The 15,037-nt window shown below is 71.9% G+C and carries 12 protein-coding genes; 2 read left to right on the forward strand and 10 right to left on the reverse strand.

All coding sequences use genetic code 11. The features are described 5' to 3' along the window. From ACTJK8_RS23380 to ACTJK8_RS23395, 4 genes are all read right to left on the reverse strand, one after another. Nucleotides 1–550: transglutaminase domain-containing protein (locus ACTJK8_RS23380; RefSeq protein WP_440762573.1), on the reverse strand; the 550-nt coding region annotated here is incomplete at its 3' end. A 77-nt stretch (nucleotides 551–627) separates the two neighbouring features. Continuing rightward, nucleotides 628–1,557 carry a transglutaminase family protein gene (locus ACTJK8_RS23385; protein WP_024828000.1) on the reverse strand — a complete coding sequence of 310 codons (930 nt, stop codon included), beginning with the start codon at nucleotides 1,555–1,557 and terminating at the stop codon, nucleotides 628–630. 73 nt (nucleotides 1,558–1,630) lie between these two features. Continuing rightward, complete coding sequence (locus ACTJK8_RS23390; protein ID WP_083743781.1) at nucleotides 1,631–2,227, reverse strand: response regulator; 597 nt, start codon at nucleotides 2,225–2,227, stop codon at nucleotides 1,631–1,633. 120 nt (nucleotides 2,228–2,347) lie between these two features. Continuing rightward, a complete protein-coding gene (locus tag ACTJK8_RS23395) occupies nucleotides 2,348–3,514 on the reverse strand; it encodes a transglycosylase SLT domain-containing protein (RefSeq protein ID WP_012322493.1) in 1,167 nt (388 codons plus the stop codon). A 229-nt stretch (nucleotides 3,515–3,743) separates the two neighbouring features. On the opposite strand from ACTJK8_RS23395, the gene alaS reads away from it, so the two are divergent. Further along, entirely contained in the window at nucleotides 3,744–6,422 is a 2,679-nt protein-coding gene (gene alaS / locus ACTJK8_RS23400; RefSeq protein WP_440762574.1) for an alanine--tRNA ligase, read from the forward strand. 170 nt (nucleotides 6,423–6,592) lie between these two features. Here alaS and ACTJK8_RS23405 read toward each other — a convergent pair whose 3' ends face one another. From ACTJK8_RS23405 to mdeB, 6 genes are all read right to left on the reverse strand, one after another. Next, on the reverse strand, nucleotides 6,593–6,862 hold the full coding sequence (locus ACTJK8_RS23405; protein ID WP_012322495.1) for a hypothetical protein: 270 nt from the start codon (nucleotides 6,860–6,862) through the stop codon (nucleotides 6,593–6,595). Between the two features lie 104 nt (nucleotides 6,863–6,966). After that, on the reverse strand, nucleotides 6,967–7,377 hold the full coding sequence (locus ACTJK8_RS23410; RefSeq protein ID WP_012322496.1) for a DUF2147 domain-containing protein: 411 nt from the start codon (nucleotides 7,375–7,377) through the stop codon (nucleotides 6,967–6,969). 34 nt (nucleotides 7,378–7,411) lie between these two features. Beyond that, a complete protein-coding gene (locus tag ACTJK8_RS23415; protein ID WP_059409162.1) occupies nucleotides 7,412–8,158 on the reverse strand; it encodes a hypothetical protein in 747 nt (248 codons plus the stop codon). A gap of 190 nt (nucleotides 8,159–8,348) precedes the next feature. After that, on the reverse strand, nucleotides 8,349–10,070 hold the full coding sequence (gene lpdA, locus ACTJK8_RS23420) for a dihydrolipoyl dehydrogenase (protein WP_440762575.1): 1,722 nt from the start codon (nucleotides 10,068–10,070) through the stop codon (nucleotides 8,349–8,351). An 11-nt stretch (nucleotides 10,071–10,081) separates the two neighbouring features. Beyond that, nucleotides 10,082–11,443: a 2-oxo acid dehydrogenase subunit E2 gene (locus ACTJK8_RS23425; protein WP_440762576.1), complete on the reverse strand. Its 1,362-nt coding sequence runs from the start codon at nucleotides 11,441–11,443 to the stop codon at nucleotides 10,082–10,084. A gap of 75 nt (nucleotides 11,444–11,518) precedes the next feature. Continuing rightward, nucleotides 11,519–14,194, reverse strand: a complete 2,676-nt coding sequence (gene mdeB, locus ACTJK8_RS23430; RefSeq protein ID WP_440762577.1) for an alpha-ketoglutarate dehydrogenase — start codon at nucleotides 14,192–14,194, stop codon at nucleotides 11,519–11,521. Between the two features lie 198 nt (nucleotides 14,195–14,392). Here mdeB and ACTJK8_RS23435 point away from each other — a divergent pair, with 198 nt between their 5' ends. Then, nucleotides 14,393–14,881, forward strand: coding sequence for an Lrp/AsnC family transcriptional regulator (locus ACTJK8_RS23435; RefSeq protein ID WP_012322501.1), 489 nt, complete (start codon nucleotides 14,393–14,395; stop codon nucleotides 14,879–14,881). Nucleotides 14,882–15,037: the final 156 nt, after the last annotated feature.

Raw genomic sequence — 15,037 nt, forward strand, 5'->3', positions numbered from 1 at the left:
TCATGCACCGGCACAGGGTGATCGCCAGATGCGCGAAGTCCCGGCACACGCCGACGCGCTGCATGAAGGCATCGTGCGCGCTCCGGGTGGCGTCGGCGCGCTGATAGTCGAAGCGGATCCGCTCGTGCGTGTAGTCGACGATCGCCTGGACCCGTGCCCAGCCCTCCGGGGTGCCGCCGAACAGGGACCACGCGGTCTGCGAGAGCTTGTCGGTGTCGCAGTAGCGCGAGCCCAGGAGGAAGATCAGGACGTCGTCAGGAAGGTCTTGGACGGGGATCTGCCGGGCCTCAGGCACGACCGGGTCCGGCTGGCCCGAATCCTGAACCGTGAAATCGGCCGCGATCGTCAGCTGGCCCGGCGGCGCGACGATGCGGTGGCAGATGTTGTCGAAGACGTCCCGGTACTCGCGCGCCTCGACCGGCGGGTCGAACCGGATCGCCTGCGGGGTCAGCACGTCCCCGGTCCGCGCGGGATGGACGCTCAGCATCAGGATCATCGGCGTCGGCTGCGACAGCGTGAAGGCAATATCGAAACCGGTCCTGATCTTCATCGCGGCCACCTTGCTCTGTCGCCTTCCGCGCGGGGTCGCCACGCACGCTCGTTCCGGGTCCCGGTGCTCGAGGGGACTCAACGCGCCAGGGACGTGTGCGGCCCCTGCACGGTTCGGGCCGCCGGCCCGTCGGCGGGCAGCTCCACCACGTCGACGTCGACGCGCATGCCGAGATCGTCGCTGGCGAGGCCGAAGAAGGAGCCGTGCAGCGGCACCGCCTGCGCGGGGTCGCGGGTCACGGCCACGCGGATCAGGTCGCGATTGCCCACGATGCCGTTGGTCGGGTCGAACTCGACCCAGCCGGCGCCCGGCAGGTATACCTGCAGCCACGCGTGGGTGGAGCCGCCGCCGACGTGGCGCGCACGGTCGTTGCGCGGGTTGTAGAGGTATCCGGAGACGAAGCGGGCGGCCATGCCGAGTGCCCGGACGCCCTCCATCATCAGCACCGCGAAGTCCCGGCACGAGCCGAGCTTGGTGCGCAGGGTCGTCAGCGGGTCCTGCACGCCTTTCTCGGAGCGGGCGAGGTAGGTGAAGTTCGCCCGCACGCTGCGCGTCATCGCGGCGAGCAGCTCCTGCGTCGGGATCCGGCCCTCGGGCGGCAGGAAGCTCCGCGCCCAGGCATCGACCTCGTGCCGCGGGTCCGGCCACTGCCGCTCGATGGACCGGGCGAGGTCCGGCATGTCCTCGGCCCCGTAGCCGAACGGGTAGTGGGTCGCGTGCGGCGCCAGCGGGAAGACCGGCGCGTGCTCCGGTGCGTGGTCGAGGGTGATGCCGCAGTCGAACGTCAGGGTCTCGGCCCGGGTGTCGAAGGTCGCGACCGCCACGCAGTTGCCGAACACGTCGAACAGCCAGCGCAGCGAGGCCGGCTCCGGGGTGATGTCGAGGGTCGCCGCGATCAGCCGCTGGTCGTAGCTGTCGCGCGGCCGGAACATGATCCGGTGCTCGCCGAAGGCGACCGGACGCCGGTATCGGTAGACCGTGCGGTGGCGGACGGAGAGGATCGGCAAGGTCGCAGGCTCCGGGCTCGCGCCGACACGCTCACCGGCGATGCAAGGGCCGGGCCCGTCCGCGCGGAGCGCCTCAGACCACCGGGGGAGCCGGATCGGCCGCGGCGCGCTCCGCCTCGACGAGCACGTCGAGGGGGCGCCAGGGCTTCGCGATGAAGACCGCCTCGGCCGGCAGCTCGGGGCGCGGCAGGCCATGGCCGGAGGTGATCACCAGCCGGGCCCGCGGCCACAGCGTCGCCACGGCGCGCGCCAGCTGAAGGCCGTCCATCTGTCCGGCCAGCCGGACATCGGCGAAGACCAGCGCGACGTCGCCGCCGCGCGCCTGGAGGACCGACAGGGCGGCCTCGGCGCTGTCGCAGCCGACCACGTCGAGCTCGGTCTCTTCCAGGAGGGTTTCGGCCAGGGCGCGGATCTCAGGATCATCCTCGACGACGAGGGCGAGGCGCGGCGGATCGGCCTCGGGCACCGCGACGTCTGGCCCGCTCCGGGCGGTCTCGTCGTCCTCGCTCTGCCGGACGCGGCGGACCAGGGCGGCGAGGTGCTCCGGCACGCCCTCGGTGACGAGATTATCGTAGAACGACGCCAGTGTCTGACCGATCTGGTCGAGCGGAATACCCGGTGACAGCGTATCGGTGAGCGGCAGGGGTGCGCTCGTCTGGTGCTTTTTCAAGGACTCCCCCCGAAGTCGACTTCCGCGCCGCTCGAGGACTCGGCGCTCACAGGAGGAAAGTCGGCAATCCGCCGCTGGTTGCGCCGGGGGTTCGGAATCCCGCCCGGCGTCACAGGGCCGTTACTGCGTGACGAGGCCGGCGTCGGCGTCGGCATAGGCCATGATTCCGGAGACCTGGCGGACGTTCTGATAGCGCGTCCCGCGGGTGCTCATCATCGCCTCGAACTTCTCGTGCACCTGCGCGACCGACAGGCTCAGGGGCTTGCGGTGGCGGCCGCGCCCGACGAAGCGCCCGGCTGCGAAGAAGATCGAGCGGTTGGCGCGGGCGGGGCCCGGGAGCAGCGCCGCCGCGGCGGCGGCCGGCTTGTTGACGACGTTGGCGAGGAACTCCTCGGCATCGTCCGGCCCGAGGAAGTGGGCGAGGTAGACCTCGCCGAGGGTCAGCTCGCGGCCGATGCGCAGGGCGATGCGGGCGGCGTCGCGCTTCAGCATCTCGCCGGCCATGAGGGCCGACAGGTACGGGTCGCGGCGCAGTTCCAGCACCCGGGCGCGCTCCGCCGGATCGGTGATCACCGGCCGGTCGTTGGCGTCGGAGGTGATCAGCGCGGCCTCCTTCTCCAGCCCGTACTTGGCGCCGAAGTCGCGCACCACGCCGAGCCAGGTCCGCTCGATGAACTGGTAGAGGCCCGTCGCCGAGGAGGTCTTGGCCTGGACCGCCGTGACGAAACTCGATTCCTTGTCGGCCACCGCCATCAGCAGCACCGGATCGGTCTGGACCGCCTGGGCCGCCCGGACGATCGTCTGCACGAGGTGGCGCCGGATCTTCATCGGGCCGAACTCGAGGATGTCGTTCGGGTCGCCGACGGCGCTCTCCGAGAGCAGGAAGTCGTACGACACCCGGTCGACCGTGTTGGAGCCGAGCTCGGTGTCGAGGTCGTGAACCGGGGCGAAGCTGGCGGCGGCGCGCAGCGGCGTCTGCTCCAGCGGGGTGCTGAGGGCGACGGTGTGGATGCGCGGGCGCGGCATCGGGATCTCGGTAGCGGCCTCCGCCACCGACACGGCCGGCGACAGGCCGACCTTGGCGAGGTCCACGCCCGATCCGATCAGCGCGGCGCTGAGTCCGCCCGCGATCATCGAGACGGTGAGCAGCGAGCGGAACAGCGCGGGGCGGCTGCCATGGGCGCGGCCCAGCATGGGCTGTGCGGCGATCACGTCGGCGCGGCCCGAGCCGAAATGGCCCTGCTTACCGGCGATGGTCCTCGGCGATCCGACCGTGCGGCCCTGCATCGTTATCCCGACTCTCCACACGCCGTCGTGGCGCGACGGACTCACCATCGCTTGACAGATGTGGCGACAACACGGCCGTGCTTGTGGCCGAGTTGCGGCGTCCCGAGGAGATTTCGGGGCAGGCCGCCCGTGACTCGCGCGGCATCCCTCCTTAAGAGGGCGCCATGCGGGCGCCGGGCGGATGACGCGCGGCCGCCCTTTCCCGTCCGTCCTGCCAGAGTCAGCCCCGATGAGCGGCGTCAACGAGATCCGGTCGACCTTCCTCGACTACTTCGCCAAGGCGGGCCACGAGGTCGTGCCGTCCTCGAGCCTCGTCCCGAAGAACGACCCGACGCTGATGTTCACGAATGCCGGCATGGTGCAGTTCAAGAACGTCTTCACCGGGATGGAGAAGCGCGCCTACGACCGGGCGACGACGGCGCAGAAATGCGTGCGGGCCGGCGGCAAGCACAACGACCTCGACAATGTCGGGTACACCGCGCGCCATCACACGTTCTTCGAGATGCTCGGCAACTTCTCATTCGGCGACTACTTCAAGGACCGCGCGATCGAGCTGGCCTGGACGCTGATCACCAAGGAGTTCGGCCTCAAGCCCGACAAGCTCCTCGTCACCGTCTACGCCGACGACGACGAGGCCGCAGGCCTGTGGAAGAAGATCGCCGGCTTCTCCGACGACAAGATCATCCGGATCGGGACCTCCGACAATTTCTGGCAGATGGGCGATACCGGCCCTTGCGGCCCCTGCTCGGAGATCTTCATCGACCAGGGCCCGGCGCTGCAGGGCGGCCCGCCCGGCTCGCCGGACGAGGACGGCGACCGCTTCCTTGAGTTCTGGAACCTCGTGTTCATGCAGTACGAGCAGCTGGAGCCGGGCGTCCGGAACCCGCTGCCGCGGCCGTCGATCGACACCGGCATGGGCCTGGAGCGCATGGCGGCGATCCTCCAGGGCGTCCACTCGAACTACGACACCGACCTGTTCCGCGCCCTGATCGACGCCGTCGCTCACGCGGTCTCGCGGGCGCCGGAGCCGGCCACGATGGCGTCCTACCGGGTGATCGCCGACCACCTGCGGGCGTCCTCCTTCCTGGTGGCCGACGGCGTGCTGCCGGGCAACGAGGGCCGCGGCTACGTGCTGCGCCGGATCATGCGCCGGGCCATGCGTCACGCCGAGATCCTCGGCGCTCGCGAGCCCACCATGTTCCGCCTCGTGCCGACCCTCGTGCGCGAGATGGGCCAGGCCTACCCGGAGCTGATGCGGGCCGAGAGCCTGATCGCCGAGACCCTGAAGCTCGAGGAGACCCGCTTCCGCCGCACTCTGGAGCGGGGCCTGTCGATCCTCGACGCCGAGAGCCGCGACCTCCGGGAGGGCGACAAGCTCTCCGGCGAGACCGCCTTCACCCTCTACGACACCTACGGTTTCCCCCTCGACCTGACGCAGGACGCCCTCAAGGCCCGCGGCATCGGCGTGGACACCGACGCCTTCGCGGCGGCGATGCAGCGCCAGAAGCAGGCGGCCCGCGAGGCCTGGAAGGGCTCCGGCGAAGCGGCCACCGAGACGGTGTGGTTCGGCCTGCGCGAGCGCGTCGGCGCCACCGAGTTCCTGGGCTACGAGACAGAGAACGCCGAGGGCATCGTCACGGCGCTCCTGCGCGACGGCGCCGAGGTGACCACCCTCGCGGCGGGCCAGACCGGCCTCGTGCTCGTCAACCAGACGCCGTTCTACGGAGAATCGGGCGGCCAGGTCGGCGATACCGGGCTGATCCTGGCTCCGGGCGTGCGGGCGCGGGTCACCGACACACAGAAGAAGCTCGGCGACGTGTTCGTCCACCACGTCACTGTCGAGGAGGGGGCTCTGAGCCTCGACCAGCCGGTCGAGCTCAAGGTCGACAACGTCCGCCGGAAGGCGATCCGGGCCAACCACTCGGCCACCCACCTGCTGCACGAGGCCCTGCGGCAGGTTCTGGGCGACCACGTCGCTCAGAAGGGCTCCCTGGTCAGCCCCGAGCGCCTGCGCTTCGACATCAGCCACCCGAAGCCGATCGAGGCCGACGAACTCGCCCGGGTCGAGGACATCGCCAACGCGGTGCTGCTGCAGAACGCGCCCGTCGTCACGAAGCTGATGGCGGTCGACGACGCGATCGCGTCGGGCGCCCGCGCGCTGTTCGGCGAGAAGTACGGCGACGAGGTGCGGGTGGTCTCGATGGGGCTGCCGGTCGACGGCGACGCCGCGCAACCGCGCGCCAGGAACTTCTCCGTGGAGCTCTGCGGCGGCACTCACGCCGCGCGCACCGGCGATATCGGGGCGATCACCATCGTTGCCGAGAGCGCGGTGGGCGCGGGCGTGCGCCGGATCGAGGCGCTGACGGCCGACGCGGCGCGCCGTCACCGGGCCGAGGAGGCCCGGACGCTGGCGGCGCTCGCCGGCATCCTCAAGGCGCCGGTCTCTGAGGCGCCCGACCGCCTGACCGCGCTGATGGAGGACCGGCGCCGCCTGGAGCGCGAGCTGGCCGAGACCCGTCGCAAGCTCGCCATGGGCGGCGAGGGCGGCCCGGGCTCGGGCGCGCAGCAGACCGAGATCGGCGGGGTGGCCTTCCGCCGCTCCGTCATCGAGGGGCTCGACATGCGCGACCTCAAGCCGATCGTCGACGAGGAGAAGAAGCGCCTGGGCTCCGGCATCGTGGCGGTGGTCGGCATCGGACCGGACGGCAAGGCCGGGCTGGTGGTCGGCGTCACCGACGACCTGACCGCGCGCTACGACGCGGTCGGGCTGGTCCGGGCCGGCGCCGGGGCGCTCGGCGGGAAGGGCGGCGGCGGCCGCCGCGACATGGCGCAGGCCGGCGGCCCGAACGGGGCCGGGGCCGAGGCCGCCCTCGACGCCGTCGCGCAGGCCCTCACCGAGGCCGCCTGAGGCGCGACGGCCCGCGGAGCGGCCGCAGCGTCACCGGCGCGGCCCGATCGTCTTCCGCCAGACCGGCGCGGTCGCCCCGATAGGGCCCCGCGCCCGCTCCGGCCCCGGGCGAACACCGCGGCCCCCCTCGCGGGTCCTGCACCGCGCGGGTCACCGGGGGGCAGGCGCCATCACCGGCTGCCGCCGCCACCACCGCCCTGCGGCGCGACCCGCGACGGCTGGTTGGCATTGCCCGCCGCCGCCGAGTTGTTGGAGATCGTGTCCGCCGGCCGGCCGGTGGGCGAGTAGCTCACGGCGGCTTCGTTCCCGGTGGCGTCGATCTGCTGGCTCACCACGCCCGGCGCGCCGGGAGCGGGCGCGACGGGCCGGGCCTCGACCTGGGCGCTGGCCGGAGCGACGGTGGCGAGGGCGAGAAGGGCGGCGAGACATGTCCGGGTCATGAGAATCCTTGCTGATTCCAGACCCTGGCAGCCTCGGTCGCGCGCGATCGATCCCGCGATGTTGCGACGCGGCACCGTCTCGCTTCGGCACCGGCCGCGCGCGCTCACTTCACGCGCGTCCAGGTCTGCCGCTTGCAGAACACGCTCATGACGCAGCCGGAGACCTCGAGCGAGTCGGGTCCCGTGAGCTTCAGCGAACCGGAATAGGTCTTGCCGTCATTCGGGTTGTAGAGAGACCCCGAGAAGCCGCCGCCTTCGGGCTGTCGCGCGTCGAGGATCTGGACGCCGACGACGCTGCGGCCGCGCAGGGCCGGATCCGGGTTCTTCGCGTCGAGCCCCTTCCCGGGCGCGCTGATGATCGTGCCGCAGAAGCCGCCGCCGCAGGGCGCGATGCGGACCTTCGAGCTGCCGGTTTCCGTCAGCCACACGCCGGCCGGATCGGCCGCCAGGGCCGGCGCGCACGCCGCGCCCGTCGCGAGCAGGGCCAGTACCGTGCGACGAAACCTCGAACCCATACCTGTTCCTCCCAACCGAGAACGCGGTCGGGTTCTACCGCGATGCCTGCGGCAGCGCACCGCCCAGATACGTCTCGACGACCTCGCAGAACGGCTGCCCGGCCCCGGTCGACAGCACGGCGTCGATCTCGAAGAGCGGATCGTCCGGTCCGGGCGCGGCGCTCCGCACCGGCGCGCGTACCTCGACGGTGCTGCGCACCGGGGCGAGGGGGCGCACGACCCGGCCGAAGGGGGTGCGGGTGGTGTCCAGCGTCGCGTTCATCTCCGGCGTGAGCCGGGCCGGCACGTACCAGTTATCCGCCTCGGACAGCACGCGGTCCCCGCAGGCGAGGCGGACGCGGCGGTAGCGCACCGGCTCGTCCGGGCCGATCCCGAGACGGGCGCGCTGCGCGGCCGTCAGGGGCTTGTCGGCCACGGGCACGCGTTCCGCCACGAGGTGCGGGTCTCCGGCGAGCTTGTAGTCGGCACACCAGCTCTCAAGGGCGAAGGTCGCGCTGTGCGCCGCCAGGATGCGGCTGCGTAGCGAGGCGATGAGCGCCTGCGGTCCCTCGGCCGGTGACGGCGCGTCGGCCGGCTTCGGCGCGACGGCGGCATCGCGTGCCCAGCCCGGTGACACGGTCACCGCGACCGATCCCAGCAGCACAGCGAGGGCGAGGGGCGGCACCCGGAGGCCGGGTGCGGGCCCGGTGCGCCGACGGTCCCTGCACGCCGATCGATCCCGCACCCGTGACGGCACAATGCGGACGGCATGGCGGGAAGACTTTCCGGTGTGCCACAGCATCTCGGGCTATATCCTCGCAGCTGAACCACCAGATCTTCGCCAGCTGCCGCAGCGCCGAGGCCCGGCAGAACGCGCCGGCCGGGCCGCTTCCCGGCCGAGCCGGCGACGGAGGGCGAGATCTAGACAACACGCGGCGATCCGTCGAGCCGGCCGCGCGTCGGGACGGCCGAGTTTGGGCCCGTCGACGCGCCTACCGACGGGCGACCGGCGGCAGGTCGGTGCAGAGGCCGAGGCCGGCTTCCGCCGCGAGTCCGATGGTCTCGCCGAGTGTCGGGTGGGGGTGGATCGTCCGGCCGATATCGGTGGCGTCGGCGCCCATCTCGATCGCCAGCGCGACCTCGCCGATCATGTCGCCGGCGCTCGGACCGACGATGGCGCCGCCGACGACGCGCCCGGTCTGCGCGTCGAACAGCAGCTTCGTCAGACCGTAATCGGCGCCGTTGGCGATGGCCCGACCCGAGGCGGCCCAGGGGAAGCGCGCGACCTCCACGGCCCGCCCGGCCGCCTTCGCGGCCGTCTCGGTGAGTCCGGCCCAGGCGATCTCCGGGTCGGTGTAGGCGACCGAGGGGATTACGGCCGCGTCGAACCCGGCCTTGTGGCCGGCGGCCGCCTCGGCGGCGACGTGGCCCTGATGCACCGCCTTGTGGGCGAGCATCGGCTGGCCGACGCAATCGCCGATGGCGAAGATGTGCGGCACGTTCGTGCGCATCTGGGCGTCCACCGGCACGAAGCCGCCGTCCAGCGCCACGCCGGCCGCGTCGAGACCGAGCGTCGCCCCGTTGGGCCGGCGGCCTGCGGCCTGGAGCACGAGGTCGTAGGTTCCGGGCTCGGCCTCACCCGAGAAGGTCACGGCGATCCCGTCCGGTCTCGCCTCGGCGGAGACGACCTCGACCCCCGTCAGGACGCGGTCGAAACGGTGGGCGTTGCGCTTCGTCCAGACGCTCACGAGATCCCGGTCGACGCCCTCGAGCAGGCTGGGCAGGCGCTCCACCACGTCGACCCGCGCGCCGAGCGCGCTGTAGACGGTCGCCATCTCCAGGCCGATGATGCCGCCGCCGATCACCAGGAGCCGGCGCGGCACCGCGGGCAGTTCGAGGGCACCGGTGGAATTCACGATCCGCGGATCGTCCGGAAGCATCGGCAGCGCCACCGGCGACGAGCCCGCCGCCACGATCGCGGCGGAGAAGGTCACGTCCCGCGTGGAACCCCCGTGCAGCGCCACCGAGACCGTGTCGGGGCCGGTGAAGCGCGCGGTCCCGCGGACCACCTCGACCTTGCGCTGGCGCGCCATCTGGGCGAGCCCGTCGGTGAGGCGGCGGACAGTGCCGGCCTTGAAGGTGCGCAGCTTCTCCAGATCGACCGTCGGCGCGCCGAAGCTGATCCCGTGCGCGGCCAGCCGGACGGCCTCCTCGGTGACCGCGGCCACGTGGAGCAGCGCTTTCGACGGGATGCAGCCCACGTTGAGGCAGACGCCGCCGAGGGTCGCGTGGCGCTCGACCAGGACCACCCGCTGCCCGAGATCGGCGGCCCGGAAGGCGGCCGAGTAGCCGCCCGGTCCGCCGCCGATCACCAGGAGGTCGCAGCCCGCCTCCGCCCGGGGCTCCGGCGGCGGCGCGGCGGGGCGCGGCGCGGGGACCGGAGCGGTGAGCGGCTCGGCGCGCGCGCCGGGCGCCTCGACCGCGAGGCGGGCGACGAGGGTGCCGGCCGAGACCGTGTCGCCGAGGCCGACCAGCATCTCCACGAGGCGGCCAGCCGCTGGGGAAGGGATGTCCAGCGTCGCCTTGTCGGACTCGACCACCAGCAGGGTCTGGTCCTTGTCGACCGGCTGGCCGGGCGCCACCGGGATCTCGATGACGGGCACGTCGGCGTAGTCCCCGAGATCGGGGACGCGGATGTCGAAGGTCTCGGGCATGGCGGCGGCCGTCACAGGAGAGCGCGGCGCAGGTCCGACAGGACCGACGCCACGTGGCCGAGGAAGCGGGCGGCGGCGACGCCGTCCACGACGCGATGGTCCCAAGAGAGGCTGAGCGGCAGGATCAGGCGCGGCTGGAAGGCTTTGCCGTCCCACACCGCCTCGGTGCGGGAGCGCGCCGCGCCCAGGATGGCGACCTCGGGGGCGTTGATGATCGGGGTGAAGCCGTCGCCGCCGATGCCGCCGAGCGACGAGACCGAGAAGCAGCCGCCCTGCATGTCGGAGCCCGGAAGGGTTCCGGACCGGGCCTTCTCGGCCATCGCGGCCATCTCGGTGGCGATCTCGATGAGGCCCTTGCGGTCGCAGTCGCGCACCACCGGCACCATCAGGCCCTTCGGCGTATCCACCGCGAAGCCGACATGGACGTAGTCCTTCAGGACGAGGTCGCCGCCCTCGAGCGAGGCGTTGAATCGCGGGTAGGCGCGCAGCGCCGAGGCCGCCGCCTTGATCAGGAAGGCGACCATGGTGACCCGGGCAGGCGGCGTGCGCGTCTCCTTGTTCAGGCCGAGCCGGAACGACTCGATCTCGGTGACGTCGGCACGGTCGAAATTGGTCACGTGCGGGATCGTCAGCCAGTTGCGGCTGAGATTCGCCCCCGAGAGGCTCTGGATGCGCGACAACGGTTCGCGCCGGACCGGCCCGTACTTGGCGAAGTCCACCTCCGGCCAGGGCGGTAGGCCGGCGCCGATCCCGGACGCGGCGACGGGCGCCTGGGCCGGCGCACCGAGGGCCGCCTTGACGAAGGCGTGCACGTCCTCGCGCAGGATCCGCCCCTTCGGCCCGGTGGCGGCGACGCGGTCGAGACCCACGCCGAGCTCGCGGGCGAGCTGGCGGACGGACGGGCTGGCATGCACGTCGCCGCGGGTCGCCTGAATCGGCTCCGACGAGGCGCGATCGACTCCGTCTGCCGTCCGGGAGAGGGGCGGGGTGAGGGGGGCGCCGTCTCCGGAATGCCCTGATCTCTCACCCTGTCCCTCTCCCGCACGGGAGAGGGGCGCCGCGCTCCGGTCGGGGGGCACCGAGGCCGCGACAACGGGCGATGGGCCAGGCACCGATGCGGCCCCGCCGCCCTCCGCGGGCTCCACCGTCAGGATCGGCGTTCCCTCCGACACCTTCGACCCCACCGCGACCAGCAACTCGCGCACGATGCCGGCGACCGGGGAGGGGACCTCCATGGTGGCCTTGTCGGACTCGATGCTCAGGATCAGGTCGTCCACCGCGAGACGGTCGCCGGGCTTCACCAGAAGCTCGATGACCGGCACGTCCCGGTAGTCGCCGATATCCGGAAGGGCGATCTGCAGCGCGGCGCTCATGCGGTCGGATGTCCGTAGGTCGGGCGTTCGGAGAAGGGGTGGGACGGGCGGCGCCCCTCGGCGGGGCGCCCGGCCTCAGATCGTCCAGGGCGCGGGCGCGTCCGCCGCGATGCCGTAGCGGCGGATCGCGTCCGCCACCGTGGCGCGCGGCACCGTGCCGGCCTCGGCGAGGGCGTGCAGGGCGGCGACGACGACGTGCTGCCGGTCGACCTCGAAGAAGCGGCGGAGCGCGTTGCGGGTGTCGCTCCGCCCGAACCCGTCGGTGCCGAGGGCGACGAATCGCGCGCCGAGATAGGAGGCGATCAGCTGCGGGTAGGCCCGGACGTAGTCGCTCGCCGCGACGACGGGCGCCGGGCCCGGCAGCAGCGCCGCCACGTGGCTGACCGGCGCCTCGGCCTCCGGGTTGAGCATCGCCTGCCGCTCGGCCTCCCGGGCGTCGCGGGCGAGCTCGCTGAAGCTCGTCACGCTGAACACCTCGGCCGCGACGCCGAAATCCTGCGCGAGCAGCGCCGCCGCCGCGATCACCTCCGGCAGGATCGCTCCGGAGCCGAGGAGGCGCACGGCGGCGCTTCCCGCCTCAGGCCCCGACAGGCGGTACATGCCCTTCAGGATCCCGGCCTCCGCTCCCTGCGGCATGGAGGGCTGGGCGTAGTTCTCGTTCATCGCGGTGAGGTAGTAGAAGGCGTCCTCGCCCTCCTCCATCATCGCCCGGGCCCCCCGGTCGACGATCACCGCCATCTCGTACGCGAAGGCCGGATCGTAGGCCCGGCAGTTCGGGATCGCGGCGGCCTGCATGTGGCTCGATCCGTCCTGATGCTGCAGGCCCTCGCCGCCGAGCGTCGTGCGGCCCGCCGTGGCGCCGATCAGGAAGCCGCGGGCCCGCTGGTCGGCCGCCGCCCAGATCAGGTCGCCGACTCGCTGGAAGCCGAACATCGAGTAGTAGATGTAGAACGGCAGCATCGACAGGCCGTGGACGCTGTAGGACGTGGCCGCCGCGGTCCAGGACGAGATCGCCCCGGCCTCGGTGATGCCCTCCTCCAAGAGCTGCCCGTCCCGGGCCTCGCGGTAGTAGAGCATGGAGCCGGCATCCTCCGGCTCGTAGAGCTGCCCCTGCGGCGCGTAGATCCCGACCTGCCGGAACAGGTTGGCCATGCCGAAGGTCCGCGCCTCGTCGGCGACGATCGGCACGATGCGCGGCCCGAGATCCTTGTGCTTCAGGAGGTTGCCGAACAGGCGCACCACCGCCGTGGTCGTCGACATCTCCTTGCCGCCGGCCTCCAGGGCGAAGCCCGCGTAAGTGGAGAGCGCCGGAACCGCGACGGTCGGCGCGGTGCGGCGGCGAGCCGGCAGGACGCCGCCGAGTGTCTCCCGGCGCTCGCGCAGGTAGCGCATCTCGGCGCCGTCCTCGGCCGGCTTGTAGAAGGCGAGACCCTCCACCTGGGCATCCGACAGCGGCAGGGCGAACCGGTCGCGGAACGCCCGCAGCGCGTCGACGTCGAGCTTCTTGGCCTGGTGGGCGGTCATGCGCGACTCGCCCGCGCCGCCCATGCCGTAGCCCTTCTTGGTCTTGGCCAGGATCACCGTCGGCCGGCCCTTGGTGGCCTTGGCGACCGCGAAGGCCGCGTAGAGCTTGCGGAAGTCGTGGCCGCCGCGCTTCAGCCGGTCGACGTCGGCGTCCGACATGTGGGCGACGAGCTCGCGCACCTCCGGGTCCTCGCCGAAGAAGTGCGCGAGGTTGTAGGCGCCGTCCTTGGCGCCGAGCGTCTGGTACTTGCCGTCCACCGTCTCGGCGAAGCGGCGCAGCAGGGCGTGGTTGGTGTCGCGGGCGAAGATCCCGTCCCACTCCGAGCCCCACAGCACCTTGATGACGTTCCAGCCGGCGCCGCGGAACAGGCTCTCCAGCTCCTGGATGATCTGGCCGTTGCCGCGCACCGGCCCGTCGAGCCGCTGCAGGTTGCAGTTGATGACGAAGGTCAGGTTGTCGAGATTCTCGCGCGCGGCGAGCGCCAGGCCGCCGATCGACTCGGGCTCGTCCATCTCGCCGTCGCCGAACACGCCCCAGACGTGCCGGCCGCCGGTGTCGGCGAGACCCCGGTCGCCGAGGTAGCGCATGAACCGGGCCTGGTAGACCGCGTGGATCGGCCCGATGCCCATCGAGCCGGTGGGGACCTGCCAGAAATCCGGCATCAGCCAGGGATGCGGGTAGGAGCACAGGCCGTCGCCGGCGATCTCCTGGCGGTAGTGCTTCAGCTGCTCCTCGGAGAGCCGGCCCTCGAGGAAGGCCCGGGCGTAGACGCCCGGCGCCGAGTGCGGCTGGAAATAGACGAGGTCGCCGTCCGTGCCGCCCTTGAAGAAGTGGTTGAACCCGACCTCGAACAGCTCCGCCGCCGAGGCGTAGCTCGCCACGTGGCCGCCGAGCTCGCCGTAGGCCATATTGGCGCGCACCACCATGGCGAGGGCGTTCCAGCGCATGATCGAGGTCAGGCGCTCCTCGATGTCGAGGTCGCCGGGGTAGCGCGGCTGCTTCTCCAGCGCGATCGTGTTCCGGTAGGGCGAGTAGGGCAGGGCCTCGTCGAGGATGCCGATCTCCTTCGAGCGCCGCTCCAGGCGGTCGAGGATGAACCGGGCCCGGGCCGCGCCCTCGGTGCGGAAGACGGATTCCAGCGCGGCGAGCCAGTCCTGGGTCTCGGCCGGGTCGTGATCCACCTCGGCGGACCGCGCGATCGTGGCTTTCGGCGGTATGGCGTTCATCGGCGCGGCCTCCCTGTTCAGCGTGATCATACGGGGATCGCCGCGGCGGGACATGCCGATTATTTGCTGTGTTTCCGCGTTGCGCGGATTGATATTTCGTGATGCCGGTTATAGGCGGCAAATCATGCCGCGCCGGTCATTGCTCCCGATCCGGCGCCCGTGGCTGCGCACAGCGGCCGGAGACCGGAGATCGAACCCATGCCCGCACGTCCGGCCGCCCTCGACGCCGCGAGCTTGCGCATCCTCGAATGCTTGCAGCAGGACAGCGAGATCAGCGTCGCGGACCTCGCCGAACGGGTGGGTCTGTCGACGTCGCCGTGCTGGCGCCGCGTCAACGACCTGAAGGAGGCGGGCGTGATCCGCGGCTGCGTGGCGGTGGTCGACCCGCTCAGTCTCGGGCTCGCGGTCAACGTGTTCGTCCACGTGTCGCTGGAGAAGCAGACCCAGGCCGCGCTCCAGGCGTTCGACGAGGCGGTGCGCGGCCGACCGGAGGTGATGGAGTGCTACCTGATGAGCGGCGAGGCCGACTACATGCTCCGGGTCGTGGTCGAGGATCTCGGCCAGTACCAGAAGCTCGTCCTCGATCACCTCACGCGGATCCCCGGCGTGGCCAACATCCGCTCGAGCTTCGCGCTCGGGCAGGTGAAGTACACGACCGCCCTGCCGCTCGGGCACCTGACCCGCTGACGAGCGCGGCGACCGCCTGGGCTCCCGGTGTCGAATCTAGAGGACCGAAGGATCTCGGGGGCGGAGGCCCGAGAGGGCCGCGTCGCGCGCGAGAGGAATGGTGGAGCCTAACGGGATCGAACCGATGACCTCTTCCATGCCATGGAAGCGCTCTCC

Origin of the sequence: Methylobacterium sp. 22177, assembly GCF_052045615.1 — a bacterium.
Lineage (GTDB): Bacteria > Pseudomonadota > Alphaproteobacteria > Rhizobiales > Beijerinckiaceae > Methylobacterium > Methylobacterium radiotolerans.

Coding starts and splice junctions, on each gene's coding strand:
- ACTJK8_RS23395 (WP_012322493.1), bottom strand. CDS start 3,514: ATGCAGGGCCGCACGGTCGGATCGCCGAGGACCATCGCCGGTAAGCAG.
- alaS (WP_440762574.1), top strand. CDS start 3,744: ATGAGCGGCGTCAACGAGATCCGGTCGACCTTCCTCGACTACTTCGCC.
- ACTJK8_RS23405 (WP_012322495.1), bottom strand. CDS start 6,862: ATGACCCGGACATGTCTCGCCGCCCTTCTCGCCCTCGCCACCGTCGCT.
- ACTJK8_RS23410 (WP_012322496.1), bottom strand. CDS start 7,377: ATGGGTTCGAGGTTTCGTCGCACGGTACTGGCCCTGCTCGCGACGGGC.
- ACTJK8_RS23415 (WP_059409162.1), bottom strand. CDS start 8,158: ATGCTGTGGCACACCGGAAAGTCTTCCCGCCATGCCGTCCGCATTGTG.
- lpdA (WP_440762575.1), bottom strand. CDS start 10,070: ATGCCCGAGACCTTCGACATCCGCGTCCCCGATCTCGGGGACTACGCC.
- ACTJK8_RS23425 (WP_440762576.1), bottom strand. CDS start 11,443: ATGAGCGCCGCGCTGCAGATCGCCCTTCCGGATATCGGCGACTACCGG.
- mdeB (WP_440762577.1), bottom strand. CDS start 14,194: ATGAACGCCATACCGCCGAAAGCCACGATCGCGCGGTCCGCCGAGGTG.
- ACTJK8_RS23435 (WP_012322501.1), top strand. CDS start 14,393: ATGCCCGCACGTCCGGCCGCCCTCGACGCCGCGAGCTTGCGCATCCTC.